Below are 18045 nucleotides of genomic sequence, written 5' to 3'. Positions count from 1 at the left end.
TCAAAAACGATACAATTACCCCTCCGGATAACCCCGGACATACCCTGGCGCGGGGTGGAGCAGCCCGGTAGCTCGTCAGGCTCATAACCTGAAGGCCGCAGGTTCAAATCCTGCCCCCGCAACCAAAAAAGTTAAATATATCAAATACTTATATGTTGAGCGTTTCGCTTGTGTATGGATAATCACAAAACGAGTCAACACCACGTCAACGTTTGACGAGTCCCCCCTACGCGGGGGCTTTTTTGATTCAGACCTTCAGCCGATCGAGGAGCGGATCGAAGGCATACATCGCGGCCCTGCGCCCAGATGCCGCTTCGATGGTGCGCAGCAGCCCCGCCTCGACAAGCCGTCGTGAGAGCGCGCGGGCGGATGAGGGAGGAATCCCGGATCGTTCTACAAACCGGTCGTTACGGAAGACTGGGCTCGCGAACACATAGTCGAGCGCCTGATCGTGGAACTGCGAATTCAGAACTTCGCGGAACCGTTCCCGCATCTCGCCGTGAAGGCGGAAGATCGCGTCGGCAGTCTGGATGTTGACCGTCGCCTGGGCGTGCATCGCCTGGAGGAAGAACACCACCCAGCCGGTCCAATCGCCCGTTGCGGAGACGGCGCGCATCCGTTCGATGTACTCCTCCTTGTGGGCCTCGAAGTAACCGGACACGAAAAAGCTTGGCTGATGCAGGACGCCAAGCTTCCACAGCATCAGGGTGATCAGCATGCGACCGATCCGGCCGTTGCCGTCTTCGAAAGGGTGCAGGGCCTCGAACTCTACATGCGCGATGGCGGTGCGGATCAGCGGCCGCATCGAGCTTTCGTTGATGTAGCGGACCAGTTCGGCCATCGCCGGGCCCAGCTGCTCCGGGGCGATCGGGACGTAGTAGATCCTTCCTCGGCGTTCGTCCCCGATGTAGTTCTGTTCAACTTTGTAGCTGCCGGGGCGCTTGCGGGCTCCCCGGCCAAAGGACAGCAGTTGCTGGTGCGCGGTGCGGATCAGATGCTCGCCAAGCGGCGCTCCATCGGCCAGCGCCTGCTGTGCATTCCGCAGCGCGCGGGAGTACAGGTATGTCTCGACGTCGTCGTTGCGCGCCTCCCGGTAAGGATCAGCGCTGCCTGCATCCTCTTCTGCTTCAAGTCGGTACAGCTCTTCGATGGTCGAGATCGTCCCTTCCATCCGGGACGAGGTTACCGCGTCCTGGCGGCGCAGGGGGGCGAGGAAAAGTTCACTGTTCACCATGCCCGACATCTTGGCATCGTACCGCGCAAGGGAGGCCGCAGCCTCTTCTAGCGGCCCAAGCAGCACCTCATAGTCGAGGGCAGATGGGGGAAAGGTGCCGATGTGATAGGTAACGGCATCTGTAAGATCGTAAGGTTTGGTGACCATATGTATGCCTATTCTGTCATCAACGCGATTTGACGCTAACCTAGTCACACCAAGATAGCTTGGCAACAGAATTGGGCAGCATTCTGATATCAAGAGGCGTTGTCGCCAGCAGTCTGCCATCAAGCCGGATTGGCGTCAGAAGTCGCCCTCATGTCGCCGTCAAACCAGCATTGGCTGCCTTTCGGCACACTCCATCAGCAGGTTGGCCGCCTTGCTGAGCACATCAACACCGCAGGAGTAGAACCGCAACCCCACACAAGTACGGGCAATCGAGGGCACAGGAAGTCAACTCGCAGTTGCGATCGACTCTAGTTCCCGCCATCCTCCAGCCGTGATTATCTAGACGGTGAATTGACGACCAAGGATTCTGCCTCCGGCTTCCTGACCTCGGAACAGCACCTCTCAGGAATACGAACGGGTATGGCGATGAAGCAGGACGAATTCCGGAAGTGGTTGGTTGCACAAGGCCAGACAGATGCAACCGCGTCTTCGCGGGTGAGCAGCGCCAAACGCGTTGAGCAACATCTCGGCGATCTGGACGAGCTATTTGCGCAGGAAGACCGGGACAGTATTCTGAACCGATTTGCCTACACGGCAGAGGACGAGCGCGCGCAGCGCCCAAACCCGTCGCCAGTGCCCATCGACGGTGTCTTGCGCACCGGCCTTGCCAGCCTCCAGCAATCGCTGAGGCTTTATCACTCATTCCTGGCCGAACAGACAAATGTGCCTGACAAGGTAAAACACCAGGCCCTGCTGGACCGCCTTACCCGGAGCGAAGTCGATGCTGCGATGCATGAGTGCGACCAGTTGGGGCTGAAAGCATTTCTTGCGCGCGGTGGCTTTGCCAGCCCACAGGTCTGGGTCAACGATGAAGGCAAGGATCAGTCCTATCCCGCGAAGGCCACCGTCGCAGCAGCCTTGGGGCATCTTTCAGATGGCCGCGCCCTCGCTGCGAAGGAATTTTTCAACGGTTTCGGAGAGGCGCAATCCTTCGCAAAACTTGAGGCTCTGGGATACGGGATCCTTCGCAAGGGAGCGGTGGGTGAGGATGACGCCTTCTCTCGCGACCGGATCGAGGGTGCGATGGACGCCTACGACCAGTTCCGCACGTCGGGTGCCCATGCCGATGCGTTCTCGAGCTTCGGCGAGCCAAAGGATTTCTGGGTACGGTCGACTCGCCCGCGCCAGGAAAAGCGCTATCCGACGAAGCCAATTGTTGGGTACCTCTTGGGGAAGGCCGCGAGCACATTCAATGGCGGGTGGAGCCAACCAGGGGATGCGGCCGCAAGGCTGCATGCGGCGGGTTACGTTATCGTCGATCAGCATGACACGCCGTTGCCGCTTCCCGATCAACACACCCATCTGATGCGCGGGGCGGAACGTGCGCGGCTCGTCGCCCTGAATTACTACATCGCACCTGCCCGCGAAGCGGACATGGCCTCGGTGACTATCCGCGCGTCAGACCTCGCGCGGGATATATCCGAGCAAAATGCCTTTCCGACGATTTGCAGCGCTTTGGGAGGCAAGAAGTTGAAGGACCTGGCGAGTTACACGGCGCTCCAGTCGACCACGCCGAACCCCTCCAGCACGACGACATTTACATTCACCCTCGATGCCGAGGGCCAGGAAGGGAAGGCGATGGCAGACTTGGATACCCCAAAGCGGGGCCAGGCCGCCCAAGTGATTGCAGCCACCACCAACCTGATCCTTTACGGACCTCCCGGCACGGGCAAGACCTACCAGACGGCTTGGGAGGCGGTTCACCTCTGTCTGGGCGAGGTCGTCGCCGCCGACCTCTCCGGTGAAGAGAACCGTGACCGGCTGATGACCGAATACCAAAGCCTGATGAAGGAAGAGCGGATCGAGTTCGTTACCTTCCACCAGTCCATGTCATATGAGGAATTCGTTGAGGGGCTTCAGCCAAGTACGGGCGAAGATGCAAGGGAGGGGCCGGAAGAACTCGGCGCTGCTGTGGGGTTCCGCCTGAAACCGACCGACGGGGTGTTCAAGAAGATCAGCGAACGCGCGCGCCTCGACAGTTCGCAGGCCGGGGCTGTCTCACGTCTCGACAGGACTGCACGCGTGTTCAAAGTGGCACTCGGGCGCCGCCAAGTGGAAGAGGACAAGATACGCTTCGGTCTGGAGAACGGATTGATCCACGTTGGCTGGGGAGGGGACATCGATTGGTCCGACGAGAGGTTCGATGACTTCGACCAGATTTACAACGAGTGGCGGTCTCGCAAGGACGCAGACGCGACAGGCCATGACGGCAATATCGTCGTCACCTACTCGTTCAGATCGGACATGCAGATTGGTGACTACGTTGTGGTGTCTGACGGGCGTGATCGCATCCAGGCATTTGGCAGGATAACAGGCGACTATTACTTCGACGGGGGCGCGGAATTTCATCCCCACAGAAGGATCGTCGATTGGATTTGGCGCGACGACGCCGGGACCGATCGCAGCCGATTTTACCCGAACGCGTTCAGGCGGCATTCTGTCTACAAGCTCAACCAGTCCCTCATCGATTGGGACGCGCTGGAAGAGATCGTCTTCGGCAAGCGCGCTGCGGTGGCAGACAATACGGCGCGTGACTATGTGTTGATCATCGACGAGATCAACCGGGCCAATATCTCGAAGGTGTTCGGCGAACTGATCACGCTCCTCGAGCCGGACAAGCGCCTTGGGCGACGTGACGGGATCCAGCTGACCTTGCCCTATTCGAAGAAGCGCTTCGGGGTGCCGCAGAACCTTCATATCATCGGAACCATGAACACGGCCGACCGCTCGATTGCGCTTCTGGACACGGCCCTGCGCCGTCGTTTCACGTTCAAGGAACTGATGCCGAACCCCTCAGTCCTGTCCGCGAATGTCGGCGGGATCAATCTGCAGAAGCTGCTGGCCACGATCAACGACCGTATCGAGTATTTCTTCGACCGCGAACACCAGATTGGACACGCCTATTTCACCAGCTGCAAAACGCGAGAGACCGTCGAGGACGTGATGAGGCACAAGGTCATTCCCCTCCTGTCCGAGTATTTCTACGAGGATTGGTCGAAGGTCGCCGCCGTTCTGGGCGATGGCCCGCAGGGCCCGTCCCGGTTTCTGGAGGCGCGCCGCTTGACTGCGCCGCCGGTAATTGCCGCTGATGATTTCAGCGGCGAGCGACTGCGCTGGCGGGTGAAGGACCAGTTCGACTTTTCCGAGTTCGCGGTCTGATGCCCGCCTACTCCGTTCGCGAATGGGAGGCCGTGCCCCATGGCGATAGGGAGGGGTGTATTCCGCCGCATCTTGCCCAGCGCCTTGTGGCACTTGCCAAGGCATCCCCCTTCGCCGGGCGCGGCGGCGGCGGCGTTCTTGAGGATCGGCGCCACGACCTGCGGGCGCGCGGGGTGGTAGGCGTTCTGGCGGTGCCAGGCTGCACGCTGGAAATCCTGCCGAAGATCGACGTCGGCGAAAAGGAAGGCTCTGCCCAAGAGACGCGTGAGATCCGCAAGCGCCTTGTGCACATGCTCGCGGTGGCCCTCAATCTCAAGGTCGAGACAGGACGCATGACCGACCTCGACTGGCAGCGCGAAACGCTGCTGGAGATCCTGATCCGCATCTTTTGCGACAAGCTGACTGAGGCGGTGCGGCGGGGCATGCCGCGACGCTATACCCTCCACGACGACGACCTGCCTACCTTGCGGGGATCGCTGGATATCCCACGCCAGTTCACCCGGCATCTCGCAAACCCGGGCCGTCTGGCGTGCCGCCATGACGAGTTGTCCGAGGATATCGCCCTCAACCGCATCATGAAGGCGACCATCGCGCATCTGGCGGGCATGTCGCGCAACGCGACGAACTTGCAGCGGCTGCGGGAACTGGCGTTCCTCTATGCCGAGGTCGCGGATGTGCAGGTGCCCGCCCTGAGGTGGGACGATGTTGTCATCGACCGTACGAACAGCGCGTTGCAGGAGCTCTTTGGAATGGCTCAGCTGTTCCTGCGCAATCGATACCAGACCACCAGTGCCGGGTCAGGGCAGGGATCGGCCCTGCTGTTCGAGATGAATGCCCTGTTCGAAGAATACATCGGCCGTTTGGTGACGCGGGCGCTGGCGGGGTCTGAATCTCGCGTGACACTGCAGGGTGGCCGCCTGTTCTGTCTGACGTCGCTTGATGACGATCGGGCGGTGTTCCAGACCAAGCCTGACATTCTGATCTGGCGCGCTGGCCACGTCGCCCATGTGATCGACACCAAGTGGAAGCGGATTTCCGCCCGGATCGACGACCCGAAACTGGGGGTGTCGCAGGCGGACGTTTACCAGATGATGGCCTACGCCCACCTTTACAAGGCACCGCGCTTGACGCTGCTCTATCCCCACCACGCTGGCCTGGGCGACGAAGAGGGGATCCGTGCGCGGTTCCGGGTGACGGGTCAAGAAACACTGCTGGAAACGGCGAGCTTTGACATATCCAGTGGCAAGGACCTGGTGGATCGCATCTCGAACCGGATCCTTGCTGGCTCCGAAGAGTCGGCCCATGTTGCAAATTGATCTGTATTGACAGGGGGGGCTTTCTGCAGAATTCCCAACATGCTGCTGTCGCAGCGGAGGGATCAATTCTTGCCAATGACCTGAACTCACCGATATTGAGCTCCCTGTCACTCATCACTGGTCGATAGCTTTGTCCCGCGCCCTAATCCTTGCCGATCTACATTGGGACCATTGGCGGCAGGCTAGTGTCGATCCTTTCGCGGGATTGGGGCTAGATTACTGGGACTCGCTTGATCTCGTCATTCTTGCCGGGGACATCTCGAACAAAGCCTTCATCCGGTGGCCACAGGTGTTTGCGTGGTTTGCTGAACGGATGGACCTTGCCAAGCTGCACGTGTTTCCTGGCAACCACGATCCCTATGGCGGAAAGATTGACCGAGAGGACAAGCTGATCACCGCGTGCGAGCAGGCTGGAGTTGGATATGCGCAGCGGAAGGTCATTCAGCTTGGCAATCACCGTTTCCTCTGCTGCACGCTTTGGACGGACATGATGCTGGGCGGTGACCGTGATATCAACATGACCAAGGCAGAGCGGGTGATGAATGACTACCGACTGATCCGTGTTGCGTCTGACGGATATCGCAGGTTGCAGCCGCGTGATACGGTCGCGCTGCACCGCACTGATCTGGCATGGCTTGAAGCTGAACTGGCGACTCCGTTTTGCGGAGAGACCGTTGTCGTCACCCACCACGCGCCGATCCCGCCTAAGCCTTCACAGGACATGGATGCCGCCTATGGTTCTGACCTGACTGCTTTGATCGCGCGGTATCAACCGAAGGTTTGGCTTTTCGGCCATACGCACCGGGCGCAACAGCGCGTGATCGGAAGAACCGAAATCCGGAACATTTCTCTTGGTTATCCCGACGAGTGGACAGGACAGAACGCGGGGCTTACGCCTCTCCTGAAGTCCTTGGTCCTTACTCTTTGATCGGCCAAAGGACGACTGTATCTGCTTTCTCAACCCCCACAAAAGGCGCGGCGGCGCCAGCATGACGGCGGAAGCTATGCCATTCGCCGGGGTCATTGAAAGACGTTGAAGACCCCACCCAGCATAAAGGCGATGACAACAAAGGCGCACAGTCGTTGAACGTAAAGCGCTGCCAGCACCCAGGGACCAAACTTCTGGCCTTGACCGGCTGCTGGTTGGGCGAACTCATTGTCCAAACCTAAGGTCGGAATGGTCCGATCAACACTGAGGAAAATGTGAGATACAATGAAGCTTTGCCGGTCGTGCTTGTCAATTTCTGCGACTTTCTCGGGACTAAAATAATTCGGGAAAAGCCTTCGAAAAGGTTCTGACACCAGCCACAACAGGAAGGCATGATTGAGTATGAGAAAACCGCCGAGCCAGATGAATAGCAGAATGATTACGCCGCGAGAGTTCTCGTAGCCGTAACGGTTGATTGCATAGCCTAAACTGTAAAAGCCACTTTTGATAAAGTCGTCTGATGCGACCGAAGCTGCATAGTGGTCATTCTGGATGATCGCTAAGGACTGACCAAGTTCCGGGTAGCCTTCGCGCTCGGCAGCTGCGCGCAAAGTCCGGTAGACGGCACCCGAATACTGTCCATCGTCCTGCGAGACAAATCGACCTCCATCGATCGTCACGCCCAAGGCGGGCAGCAACTCGTCCACATACAGGCACCGGAGCCGTTCCTGACCATTGCGGTTCTCACATTCGTGGTCTGGTATGTCAGGTTTCGTGGCAGTCTCGGTGGGATTGATCGTGATGCTAACGTCATCCTTGTCACGGTCGAAAACTGAGATTCCGCCAATGGTAGCCCCTTCGAACGAAAGTTGCCGACTGTTCGCGGAATCCGGGCGAAGCGCGCCCAGAGACAAGACCAGTGATCCGATTTCGGCATGTCGCAGGTTGATGTTTGCCCCAGCATCAAACGCAGATCGATTGCCGGGCACGATCAAGGAGCCGATCTGAGCGCCGTTGGCAAAAAGTTGTTGCCGAATGGTTGTTGCCAAGCGAACCCGATCAAACTCTGCATCTTCCAGATCCAGAACGCCGACGGTGCTTTCCAATTGGCATTTGCCGTCAGCATACAAAGAGGAAGTGCGTGTTTCGCGACTTGTTGGCACCGCGGCATCGTCAGCTCCAGCTGGAGAGGCTACCAATCCCGACAAATCATCATTGTAGAATCGAAGGCTTTCGGCCCGAACCCTTTTCAAGTTGATCTTGCTTGCATCAATACGGGAAAGGCCAAAAAAGGAGGCTGACCTCGCATCTTCGAGATTGATTTCGTTGCGGACTCGCAAACACTGAAAATCGATATCACCTGCGCGCAAGCTCAACATACGTGCTGTCCCGATTTCTGTCTGCGCCAAGTAGACGCGGCCATCGGCGTGCAGATAGTTCATCGTAATCGTTTCAATCTTCCCCACGTTTCGATCAGAGTCCGCAATCTCCACAGTTTGCCAGTGGGAGTGCCATGCAGTCAGTTCTTTGGCTTGATTGCCTTTGAAAAATAGAAGCCCGCCCTCCACTCCCCAAAGCTCAACAACGCCCGAGAATTTACTATCTGACATCCTGAGGACTTTGGCTTGTGCCTTGCTTGCCCAGAAATCCTTGACTGATGAGTTTCTAACAACGATCTCGTCATCAACCTGTGCGTTGTTTAGCCCGACCTCAACAGGATTATCAATGCCCCCCAACCCTTCGGTTTCGGTTGAGCCAGTCCGCCATGCGCGAACATTCTCAATCCGGACATCTCTGGCTTTCAGATCATTCAGATAGAGCCCTCGCTGAACAACCAGGTCTTCTAGCACCACAGCCCCCGTCACCGTCGCCCGGTTCATCCAGAGCCCTCTAATGCGGCCATTGGAAATAGAGAGAGATCGCAGGCTGCAGTCGTTCAATGTGAAACCTGCGGCATGTTCGCCCTCGGCGGAGACATTGAGGATTTTCAAATCTACACCGTCTAGCAACGCACAAGACTGGAAAAGATCGTAAGCACCGTAAGGTCTGTTGCTTTCAGTGAGCAGATCTATTGTGACGACTTTGGGTCTGACCTCTGCCAAAGCCTGTGTTACATGGGGCCAGTATTCATGTGTGTTGAACGAATAACGCAGCAGCAAAGAAGCCAGATAGTTGATCGACTGATCATGTAAGGCGTTTTCCGGTAAGCCGAGTGACTCTTTCAAATCTACGTTTTCCTTAAGGGCCGCAATAATAACATTGGCCGCCGCCGGAAACTGATCGGAACTCGCAACGATTGTGCCCTCCTCTGTTGTAATAGCAGCTCGAGAACCAAGTTTCAGATGATCGATGTCTGCAGGAATTGGAGCATCGGGTGAGATTTTAGCCATGTCGATGAAATCGAGCTGCTCGATCATGAGGCTGGCTTTGATGATTTCAATCGCCTCGTAAGTGCCGCTTGCGCCCAGCGCCATTTCCTGTTCGGTAGTTTCACAAAGGCGGTTCGCGATCTGCAGCCCCAAGACTTCAAGATAGAACTGACCAACTTGCGCGAAAATCGCTTTGCTCGAACTGTCGCTGGCAAGCCCTCTGTCATCTAACGCACGCCAGGTTAAATAAGGGTCGGGCGTCGGATCGTAGTCGTGGCGACGAATTTCTTCCGCCGACACCCCAAGTGTCTCAGCCCGGGCCTGAAGTGCTTCCCGAATGGTTTTCCAATCGCTTTCAATTTTCTCTTCGACGATCTCCTGGCCCTCGCAGTATTGGCGCCAATTCATGCTCTGAGGGGCAAAGGATGCAGGGGCGAAGGCGAAGGGGAGATAAGCGCCCGACGAATAGTAACGGTCTGGGGCAACGAATTCCACATATGGATCGGATATCTGGTCGGCAACACCAACGAGTGCATTTGACCATGTATCCCCTTTGAGGGCTGCCTCAAGGGCTGTGAACGAGCTGGCATCTGCTGGTGCCGTCTGCGCGCCCCCGCCAGTTGCTGAGAACATGGCCAATGAAATGGCAAAGAGCGTGCTTCTGAGTTTCATCGACCTGTCCCTGCCTTGTCGGTTTCGAGGAAGCTTGCCCGTTTCTTGATTCTTCGCAAGCTTCCCCGAGGGGTTACGGCTGCACGTTTTGGCAGAGTGATGGTTTTGCCTGTCTCGCTTTTTACGACCTTCCCGTCGCAAGAGTTCACGCAAACGGCTCACATTCCATCATGATTGCCGAATGTGCTTCAGTTACGCGGTTTGACTCCCGGCCAGGCCCGGGCCAGTTGCGACACGGCATCCAGTTGCCGCTCTCCCTTCAGTCTAAAGGCAAACCGTGCGGCCAAGGCGGGATGGCCCGCGCCGGTGAAGCGGTCGGTTTCGGCCAGAGTCGCTGCCGCCCGCCCGCGGGACTGACGATCCCAAGCGTCCAGAAAGGCGAAGAGGGCGGCATCATCCGGAGCTTTGTCGTGCATCAGCCTCAGGCGCAGGGCCCGTTCGGGATAGCTGGAGGCTGTGTTCACCTGATCAAGCGCTTCGGCCGCCAAGGAAAATCGCCCCGCCAGAAGTGCTGCCTCCATAAGCACGCCGTCTTTGTCAGCACCGGCCGCGGTTGCATCCCTGTCCACAATCTCATTGAAAAGGGCGGTGGCCTGTTCGACCTGTCCTGCCGTCAGCATTTCCCACATCAGATTGCGCAAAAACCGTTCATTGCTGCCGTTTGGCATCGCACGAATGGCTTCAGGCAGTCTATCGGTTTTCCCCTCGATCGCACGCCCGATAAGCCAACCGTTTTGCAAGGCCAGCCGCGCTTCTGCGGGGAAGTTCGCGTCTGAAATCGTCTGCAACGCATCCAGCATGGCCTGCGCATTGGCCCGCCCGAGGGCGATGCCGGTCGTCTCGGCAAAGCGGCCAAGATGCTCGGTCAACGATCCCGGCTGCGGTGGCAGAAGATCGGAAGCGGGCTGGTCGCCTGAGGCCTTTTCCAGACCGAGTAGCGCCAAGGCTGGAGCTGCAGCATCTTCGTCGCCCAGGGCAATCAACGCCATGACGATCCTTGCGCGGTCCCGCGCATCGGTCGCCAACGGCAAGGCCGCCGCCAGAAACTCGGCGCGCACGTCCGGGCCGACCCAAAGCGGCAGGCTTTCAATCACGAAATCATTGGAAGTCATGGCCTTGGTCGCAAAGATCGCGTGGGCTGCATCCTCCTCGCCCGCGTTCCACAAGATGACGGCGGCCATGCCTTCGGCGTCTGATCCTTCGTTGATCCACCCCTTTTCCCGCCATTCGGCAAGCTTTTGCAGCGGGTCATCCTCCATCGCGATCTGCAGGGCTTCAAGGCCGCCGATCTGCGTGACCAGATGGTCAACCAGGTCGCCTTCGGCTTCTGCCAGGCGCGCCACGGTGGCCATCGTCACCGGCGTCTGCACCAGGTTCCGGCCGTTCCGGTTCTCGGCGGCGAGTTTGAGAAAGCCCGGCCAGTCGACGATCTGCGATCCGGGGGCAGGGGAGGTTTCCGCAAGCCAGGCTTTCAACGCCTCCTCATGGCCGTTCGCAAGCAGGCGGTACATCACCTCAAAAAGCTCGCGGTTGGGCGCGGTCCGTGTTTGGCCGGCAAAGGTCTTGGCCGTTTCGGGGCCACCATCGAGGAGTCTGAAGTAGTTCAGAAAATCCTGCGGGTCACCCTTTGACTTCAGAAGTTCGTCGGCCGTAATGCCGCGGCGGCTGGCCTCGGCCTCGAGGTCAATCATGATCATGCAGTACGCGGTCGGATTGCTGGCGCAGAGTTCCGGTGCCATCGCGCGCTCGACCGCTGCGATCAGGCTGTCGAGTTGCGACAGATCGACGGTGCCGATGGTCTCACCCGAGACAACCTTCAACGCGGCGGCCGTACCGGGCAAGTCGGTGCGGATTTCTGCCAGAAGGTCGCGCGCGGCAACCAGGCTGGCATGCGCCTCGGTCTGCGTCGGCGCGTTTTGTGCGGCCACCACCCGCTCCAGCGCTTCGGTGAGCTTTTCGTTGGCGGTGGTTTCATCATCGGTGCACCCGGCAAGAAGTGCGACGAAGGCGACGGAGAGCAGAAGATTGCGGTTCATGGATAGCCCCTTCCTGTGATTGGTGGGGCCAGTTAACCTATCGCCGAAGGGGGGAGCCTTTCGCTGGCTTGCTGAGGCTTGCGGGATGAAATGTGCTTTGGGCTGTCAATAGTTTCAATAAGGCGTGCGTGCATTTACAGCCTGCAAGATACTTATATTGCCGTGTGCGTTATGCGGTAAGAAATATTATCCAAAAAATACCTGCCAGCGAAATGCTGTACTTCGTTACACGCGACAGCCAGTAGTTATGTTGGAAAAAGTTGAAGGGATTCACCTTGTCAACGCGCTGGTAGTGGTAAAATAGAAAAAGCCAGATGGCGACAGAAATTATTTGAGCTATGATAATGATAACCAGTAACATCCGAGAAGCAATCCATCTGATTTCTGAAAATCCAAATTCAGAACCGACGCCAGCTAATATCATCAGGCCAACAAAGACCATGGCTGCCCATTGGCCATATGCCAAAACTTTAATCACCGCGTTGAAAGCCCAAATTAGGAACAATCGTGCGGAATCTCGAACTTTGTCTTCCATTTTAGCTTTTCTCTCCGGTAATAGTGTGTCTGATGTCTACGATTCGGTTTCAGCGAACCTTTGAATCACCCTTCCACTATCAGAAACTCCACCTCCGCCGTCCTTAGCGGCGCTTTCGGATTGGCCTCCAGCCAGTCGAGAATCCTACCACAGTCAAGGTCGCCCAGACGCGGCGGTGTGGTCAAGAGGGGAACGTCGTCGTCATCCGCGTCTTGCAGCCCTTGGCGGCCAATCCCTTCGACACTGCCACAGGAAAAGAGCGTGACCAGTTCTTCATCCCCTTCCACCGCCACCAAGCGAAAGAGGCCCGGTTGCCGCTGGACGGTGAAGGAATCTGTGGCATCCCTTGGCAGGACCAGCCTGCCTTTCTCGCCTTTTCTGCCTTCGACGAGCGTGTCGGGGTGAATTTCCGTTGGGGCCAGCGTCTCGATCAGATCGGAGCTGCCTTGCGCAAGCTGGATCACGGCCACATGGCGGCCTGCCTCGGCGGTGATCACCAGTTCCACGCGCTCTTCGGGATGCAGTTTCAGGATCGGTTTGCGCTGTGGGCCATCATAGCCAAGGCCGCGCCGTCCGGCCCCCCGGCGCAGAGTGATGGTCAGCCCATCCTGTACAAGGGCGCGATCAAGCTTCTGCACCAGTCGCTTGCCAAGGGTATGGGCATAGGTGCCGACGCCATGATTGCGAAGTTCGGCGCGGAAGAGTTCGGGATCACGGATGTCGAACAGGGATGAATCCAGAAGATGGCGGTTCAGGCCGTAGCCCTTGATGATCGCGCTGGCCTCGGACGGTTTGAGGAGCGCCGAGCCGTTGCGCCGCTGGGTGACCCCGGAGGCGGATTTCAGTTCCAACATGCGACCGACGGCGACGTTGGTCAGCTCCTGCTGGCTGATGGTGCCGCCCAGCACGTCCCACAGCATGTTCAGTTGCCAGTCGAAATCGGCCATCGCCGTGGTGGTGGGCAGTTCCTGGTCGGGTTCGGTCATCGGGGCCTCCTGCGTGATTCGTCGATGGTATGGCACGGTGAATGGGTCATTGCCTTTCGCCTTGTTGCGCTGGCTTGCTGTGACAAGGTCGGGTCATGCGGCATAGCATTGAAACGCGGCCCAATGGTGCGGAGCGGCATATCGGGGATCCGTCTGGAGCTGTCGTTGCGCCAGTGACAAAGCCAAGGGCGGGGCAGCGCCATTGGCCAGTGCCGCGTGCGTGGCGACTGCCAAAGCATGGGTTGCCCCGTCGTCCACCGGCCAAAGAGCGGCAATCACATGCCGCGCGCCAAGGGCGATCAGTTGGCTGGCAAAGCTTTCCATCCCGGAAAGCCCAGCACTGTCGCAACCGGCCAGAAACACAAGGTCTGTCGCGCGCAGATCGGTCGTGCGGTTGAATACCGTGCGGAGTGGGATCGTCAGCCCATCCGCAGCAACCAGTTCGGACGCGTCTGGATCGCTTTCGGACATCCGGAAATGAGCTGCGATGTGCAGGATGCGTGGTCGTTCTGCCAGAAGGCCCAGAAGGCTGGCGCGGTTGAATTCGGCCAACGGACCGGGATCCTGCGCGTGGAGCGCTGCAATTTCCCGAACCTCCTGTTGCGGGGCAGAGAGCGCCTCGCGTCCAGCGCCCAAGGCGAAAGCGACACGCAAGGGAACCCCCGGCCGGGCATCACTGGGAGGGGGCCGCATCAAAGCAACGTCTTGCCCCGTCCGGATGGTCACGGAGCGTCCGGTCCCCAGCAGCACGCCTCCGACCGGAAGGGCCGCAAAGGGCAGGGATGCCACCGGCCCGTAAGCCGCAATTTCGGCAGATGTCTCTGCCGCCAGCAGCTTGGCGACAGGTCCGAACAGCCCCTCACCCAGGGCTGCCCGACTTTCCGGCGCGTCCCGGTCGCGCCGTAGAGCGCTGTGCAGCTTCTGGACATGATCGGCCAACAGACCAAGCGGCATTTCAACGGCTGTCGCCTTTTGGGTGTCTTTGCTTTCAACCACCCGCATCAGGCGGCTTGCGTCGAGGAGGAACGAAATGCGCAAGCCCTCAGTCCTGGAAGGTCGCGGCCCTTCGGCAGGGGGGGCGGTGCCAAGTTCAAACCGGGTCAGAAAATCGGCAAAAGCGGTGGTTGGGGCCAGCCCGGCATGTGCAGCGGCCTGAACCTTGCGCGCCTTGTCTGCGGCGACAGCGACTTCGGCAGATGGTGCCCATTGCGCATATGCCCCTTTCGGCAGCTCGCAACCGTAAAGCAGCGATTGTTGCAGCGCGGCCAATTCCTCGGCTGCGTGAAGATAGTTCGCGGTTACCAGAACAGCCTGAAGCGCATCAAAAACCTCAAGGATTGACTTGCGCTTGTGTTCGGAGGTCCCGCGGCGCTGGGGCAAGGTTTCCACCGCCGTGTCCAGCGATCGCAGGAACAGGGTCGCCAGGATGGTCGCAGCCCCGATCTTGCCTTGTGCAAAAAGGGCCTGAGCCAATGCGCCGCAAAGCGCCCAGTCATCGCTTTGGCTTTCGGGCATGCCCATCAGCCAAAGCCCCCGGTCCACGATCAAATGATCGACCTTACCCTGTGCAAACTGGACCTGAAGGCGCACGAGCGTGTCAGGGACCAAGTCCGCAAGGGGCGCGGTTTCGGGTGGCAAGGTCGGCAGTTCATCCAAGGCCCGGTCAAGATCGCCCAATTGCAGACAGGCAAGCGCTGCGAAACGCTGAATGGCGGCAAGGAAGGCGGGCCGGGTGGCTTCGGACAGCCGTTTGGCATCGGCCAGTTGGTTGTTGAAGGCGGCGACGTCGCCCGAAAAGACGGCCGCTTGCAGACGCGCCACCGCAACGTCAAAGGCCAGATCGGGCAGGTCGGCATGCAAGGCGGCGATCCGCTCGGCCTCGTCCAGAAGGCGCGCGCCACGGCGGTCATCGCCCAGCTCATAGGCGGACTGGACGGCATTGGTCAGAACGGCGAACCTTTTCAGGTCAGGGTTGGGCTGGCGCGCATAGGCTTCCCCAGCTTCGGCAAAGGCATCGCGGGCCGTGGTCAGCGCGCCAAGCCCTTCAAGCACCATGGCCCGCAGGTTCAGCCAGCGAACCCGTTCATCGTCACTTGCCCCGGGCATCTCCTGCCGTGGCGGTTCGTGCAGATCGGGTGGGCGCGATAGCTCCAGCAAAGACTGCGAAAGCTCTGGCATCCGCGCGTCAATCGCCATGGTGCAAAGATAGCGACGCAGCTCGCGCAAATGCTGCTCCATGCGGTGCGGCGCGTCTATGGCGCCGCCTGTGTGCTCTTGCAGCCGTTTGTGCCAGGCGACCACATCAGTGCGCGTCAAGCCGCCCTTGTTGCGCTGCGACGACATCTGAACGAGCAGCTCATGGTGCAGATCAGCCCCCACGGGCAAGCGGCTGTCGTTCATGGCGAAAGGCTCCGCAAGGGCGCGCAAGGGGCGGGTTCAGATCATCGGCGACATTGGACGAAAGGAGATCGTCATGTCCCCACCCCCCTGGATTCGCCCCGCGACGATGCCCGAGCATTGCCGTGAAATCGAGACGAAATCGCTGTTCAGGCCAATCGCCGGGCGTCTGGCCAGCCAGTTGCGCGAGCACGATGTCTCGCGCGGTCAGATTGACCGGTTGCGGGCAACGCGACTGCCGATGTTCGACGGGCTGGTGCTGCTGGAAGCTCAGCTGCAGGCGCCAAAAGGCCCGGCGCTTGCCAGTTACCTTTGGCTGCATGGCAAGCTGGAGCCCCTGGATCGGCAGATCGAGTTTCTAAGCCTGCCGATGCTGGTGAAGATCGCCGAAAACGGGATGCCGCCGGTTGATGAAACGATCAACTTCGCAAGGGTCTTCTGCGCCAGCCTGACGACCGAAAACTGGCTGTTCTGGCCGTGCCTCTCCGAAGCGCATGTTGACGGTCTGTACGACATCGAACCCGAACAGCGCGAGGCAGTGGGTCAGGTCAACTTTGCGATCCAGCCGGTCGGTGATGATGCGGACGGGACTTTTGAAATGACCCTCGCATACGGCCCGCAGCTGTTTCGTTCGCTCCTGAAACCCCTGCGCAACGGTCGCTTCGAGATGATCGAGGATACCCCGATCTGTGACCTGCCCTCGCCGCGTCTGATGCGGGGGCCGAACGGCTGGATTTACCCACGGAGGGCGCTTGAAGATGGTTGAAGCACGGCAGAAGGCGGGGCTTGACCTTGGCTGGGCGAAGCCGCTGGAGCGGATCACCCCGATCGGATTTGGTGCAGATCACGCCCGGCCTGTGGACGCAGCCGTTGTCATGGGGCCAGAGGACCACTCCTTGACCTTTGCGCCGACCGGTGCAGGCAAGGGCACGACATCCATCATGCCGCTTCTTCTCAGCCATGACGGCCCGGCAATCGTCTTTGACCCGAAGGGCGAAGCAGCCCATGTCACTGCCGACTGGCGGCGCAGCCGAGGCCACCAGGTCTTCGTGATTGACCCGATGTCGGTGACCGGCTTGCCGAAGGACCGTTTCAACCCGCTTGACCTGATCGATCTCGGTCGTGTGGACGCCTTTGATGAAGCGCGCGCGCTGGCCGACTGCCTGCTTTTGGAACGCGGGGATCCAAAGAATGCATTCTGGCTCAATCAGGCGCGGCAGCTTCTGACCGCAGCCATCCTGCAGGCTGTCGCCGATGCAGGGGGCGTGGGCAAGGCCAGCATTTCCGAATTGGTGCGGCTGTGCGACCGCCTGCCACCCGGCCCCTTCAACTGGCTGCGGGACTCAACGCTGCCGGAAGTGGAGGCGATTGCCGGAATGATCGACCTTGGTGCCCCCGAAACGCTGGGCGGCATGCTGCATTTCGTGATGGAGGCGGTCGAGACTTTGCGCAGCAGGCCGGTGCAAAATGCGCTCGGACGGTCGAGCTTTTCGCTGTCCGACCTGATCGAGGGTCAGCCGATGACGGTCTACTTCGTCCTGCCGCCACACATGCTGCGCAGCCACGCAAGGCTGATCCGCTTCTGGTTCGGCGCGCTGATCCAGACCATGGCACGACGCGCAAGGTCCCCGGCAAAGCCGACGCTGTTCGTGATTGACGAAGCGGCGCAGCTTGGCCGGCTGGAGGCATTCGTCACGCTGATGACACTGATGCGCGGTTATGGCGTGCAATGCGCCAGCTTCTGGCAGGATCCGGCGCAGATGATCGCAACCTATCGGGACGATTGGCAAAGCCTGCGCAACAACGCCGGGCTGATCACGGCCTTCGGCCAGACAGGCCGGGCGGCGATGCGCGATCTGGAGCGGTTTCTTGGCTATCCGGAGGGTCACCTTGACCCCTGGGCCGGGCAGCGCCTTTGCCAGTCTGGCGGCACCCTGATGCGCGCCGAGACCCGGGACTATCGCCATGACCCCATCCTGAAGCCCCGCGCCAGACCAAACCCGTTTCACGAAGTTGGCAGCGGCCCGATCGAGCGGGCCGCCCCGCGGTCGGCTGTCGTGCGGCCGACCCGTCCGAACCGGGACAAACACCGCGACCAGCCATCGGACCCGGCGACACAGCGTCTGGCTGAGGAATTGCTCAAGCTGTTCGATGTGCCTGGAACAGTGGCAGATGACGACCACGAAAAAGTGCCGTTCTGAAAGGG

Annotated in this window: 12 protein-coding genes and 1 tRNA gene; 7 read left to right on the top strand and 6 right to left on the bottom strand. The window is 59.5% G+C overall.

The window, feature by feature from the left end; genetic code table 11:
- Positions 1 to 48: 48 nt before the first annotated feature.
- A tRNA-Met gene (locus CXR42_RS08350) sits at positions 49 to 125 on the top strand.
- 122 nt (positions 126 to 247) lie between these two features.
- Here the strand turns inward: CXR42_RS08350 and CXR42_RS08345 are convergent.
- A complete protein-coding gene (locus CXR42_RS08345; protein ID WP_103256943.1) occupies positions 248 to 1381 on the bottom strand; it encodes a Fic family protein in 1134 nt (377 codons plus the stop codon).
- A 426-nt stretch (positions 1382 to 1807) separates the two neighbouring features.
- Between CXR42_RS08345 and CXR42_RS08340 the strand changes: the two genes are divergently transcribed.
- From CXR42_RS08340 to CXR42_RS08330, 3 genes are all read left to right on the top strand, one after another.
- Positions 1808 to 4600 carry an AAA family ATPase gene (locus tag CXR42_RS08340; RefSeq protein ID WP_219727928.1) on the top strand — a complete coding sequence of 931 codons (2793 nt, stop codon included), beginning with the start codon at positions 1808 to 1810 and terminating at the stop codon, positions 4598 to 4600.
- Positions 4600 to 5916, top strand: coding sequence for an McrC family protein (locus CXR42_RS08335; RefSeq protein WP_103256942.1), 1317 nt, complete (start codon positions 4600 to 4602; stop codon positions 5914 to 5916). Before CXR42_RS08340 ends, CXR42_RS08335 begins: the two co-directional genes overlap by 1 nt.
- Positions 5917 to 6046: 130 nt before the next feature.
- Positions 6047 to 6844, top strand: coding sequence for a metallophosphoesterase (locus tag CXR42_RS08330; protein WP_103256941.1), 798 nt, complete (start codon positions 6047 to 6049; stop codon positions 6842 to 6844).
- Between the two features lie 92 nt (positions 6845 to 6936).
- Here CXR42_RS08330 and CXR42_RS08325 read toward each other — a convergent pair whose 3' ends face one another.
- The 5 genes from CXR42_RS08325 to CXR42_RS08305 form a co-directional block, all read right to left on the bottom strand.
- Positions 6937 to 9885, bottom strand: a complete 2949-nt coding sequence (locus CXR42_RS08325) for a hypothetical protein (RefSeq protein ID WP_146038026.1) — start codon at positions 9883 to 9885, stop codon at positions 6937 to 6939.
- 188 nt (positions 9886 to 10073) lie between these two features.
- Positions 10074 to 11921 carry a hypothetical protein gene (locus CXR42_RS08320; RefSeq protein WP_103256939.1) on the bottom strand — a complete coding sequence of 616 codons (1848 nt, stop codon included), beginning with the start codon at positions 11919 to 11921 and terminating at the stop codon, positions 10074 to 10076.
- Between the two features lie 169 nt (positions 11922 to 12090).
- Positions 12091 to 12456, bottom strand: a complete 366-nt coding sequence (locus tag CXR42_RS19310) for a hypothetical protein (protein ID WP_146038025.1) — start codon at positions 12454 to 12456, stop codon at positions 12091 to 12093.
- A 65-nt stretch (positions 12457 to 12521) separates the two neighbouring features.
- Complete coding sequence (locus CXR42_RS08310) at positions 12522 to 13442, bottom strand: hypothetical protein (protein ID WP_103256937.1); 921 nt, start codon at positions 13440 to 13442, stop codon at positions 12522 to 12524.
- 93 nt (positions 13443 to 13535) lie between these two features.
- Complete coding sequence (locus CXR42_RS08305) at positions 13536 to 15098, bottom strand: CHAT domain-containing protein (RefSeq protein WP_180995994.1); 1563 nt, start codon at positions 15096 to 15098, stop codon at positions 13536 to 13538.
- A gap of 21 nt (positions 15099 to 15119) precedes the next feature.
- Between CXR42_RS08305 and CXR42_RS19490 the strand changes: the two genes are divergently transcribed.
- From CXR42_RS19490 to CXR42_RS08295, 3 genes are all read left to right on the top strand, one after another.
- Positions 15120 to 15590: a hypothetical protein gene (locus CXR42_RS19490; protein ID WP_180995993.1), complete on the top strand. Its 471-nt coding sequence runs from the start codon at positions 15120 to 15122 to the stop codon at positions 15588 to 15590.
- A 325-nt stretch (positions 15591 to 15915) separates the two neighbouring features.
- Positions 15916 to 16605, top strand: coding sequence for a hypothetical protein (locus CXR42_RS08300; RefSeq protein WP_146038024.1), 690 nt, complete (start codon positions 15916 to 15918; stop codon positions 16603 to 16605).
- Positions 16598 to 18040 (top strand): type IV secretory system conjugative DNA transfer family protein, encoded by a 1443-nt coding sequence (locus CXR42_RS08295; protein WP_103256934.1) that lies wholly within the window; start codon positions 16598 to 16600, stop codon positions 18038 to 18040. The genes CXR42_RS08300 and CXR42_RS08295 overlap by 8 nt, the downstream gene beginning before the upstream one ends.
- Positions 18041 to 18045: the final 5 nt, after the last annotated feature.

This window comes from Tabrizicola aquatica (assembly GCF_002900975.1).
Taxonomy (GTDB): Bacteria; Pseudomonadota; Alphaproteobacteria; order Rhodobacterales; family Rhodobacteraceae; genus Tabrizicola; species Tabrizicola aquatica.
Note: the sequence above shows the minus strand (reverse complement) of the source record. Positions and strands in the feature narration are given on the sequence as shown.

What these genes read in the sequence shown, in the direction of transcription:
- CXR42_RS08345 (WP_103256943.1), bottom strand. Translation starts at nt 1,381, where the DNA reads ATGGTCACCAAACCTTACGATCTTACAGATGCCGTTACCTATCACATC.
- CXR42_RS08340 (WP_219727928.1), top strand. Translation starts at nt 1,808, where the DNA reads ATGAAGCAGGACGAATTCCGGAAGTGGTTGGTTGCACAAGGCCAGACA.
- CXR42_RS08335 (WP_103256942.1), top strand. Translation starts at nt 4,600, where the DNA reads ATGCCCGCCTACTCCGTTCGCGAATGGGAGGCCGTGCCCCATGGCGAT.
- CXR42_RS08325 (WP_146038026.1), bottom strand. Translation starts at nt 9,885, where the DNA reads ATGAAACTCAGAAGCACGCTCTTTGCCATTTCATTGGCCATGTTCTCA.
- CXR42_RS08320 (WP_103256939.1), bottom strand. Translation starts at nt 11,921, where the DNA reads ATGAACCGCAATCTTCTGCTCTCCGTCGCCTTCGTCGCACTTCTTGCC.
- CXR42_RS19310 (WP_146038025.1), bottom strand. Translation starts at nt 12,456, where the DNA reads ATGGAAGACAAAGTTCGAGATTCCGCACGATTGTTCCTAATTTGGGCT.
- CXR42_RS08310 (WP_103256937.1), bottom strand. Translation starts at nt 13,442, where the DNA reads ATGACCGAACCCGACCAGGAACTGCCCACCACCACGGCGATGGCCGAT.
- CXR42_RS08300 (WP_146038024.1), top strand. Translation starts at nt 15,916, where the DNA reads ATGTCCCCACCCCCCTGGATTCGCCCCGCGACGATGCCCGAGCATTGC.
- CXR42_RS08295 (WP_103256934.1), top strand. Translation starts at nt 16,598, where the DNA reads ATGGTTGAAGCACGGCAGAAGGCGGGGCTTGACCTTGGCTGGGCGAAG.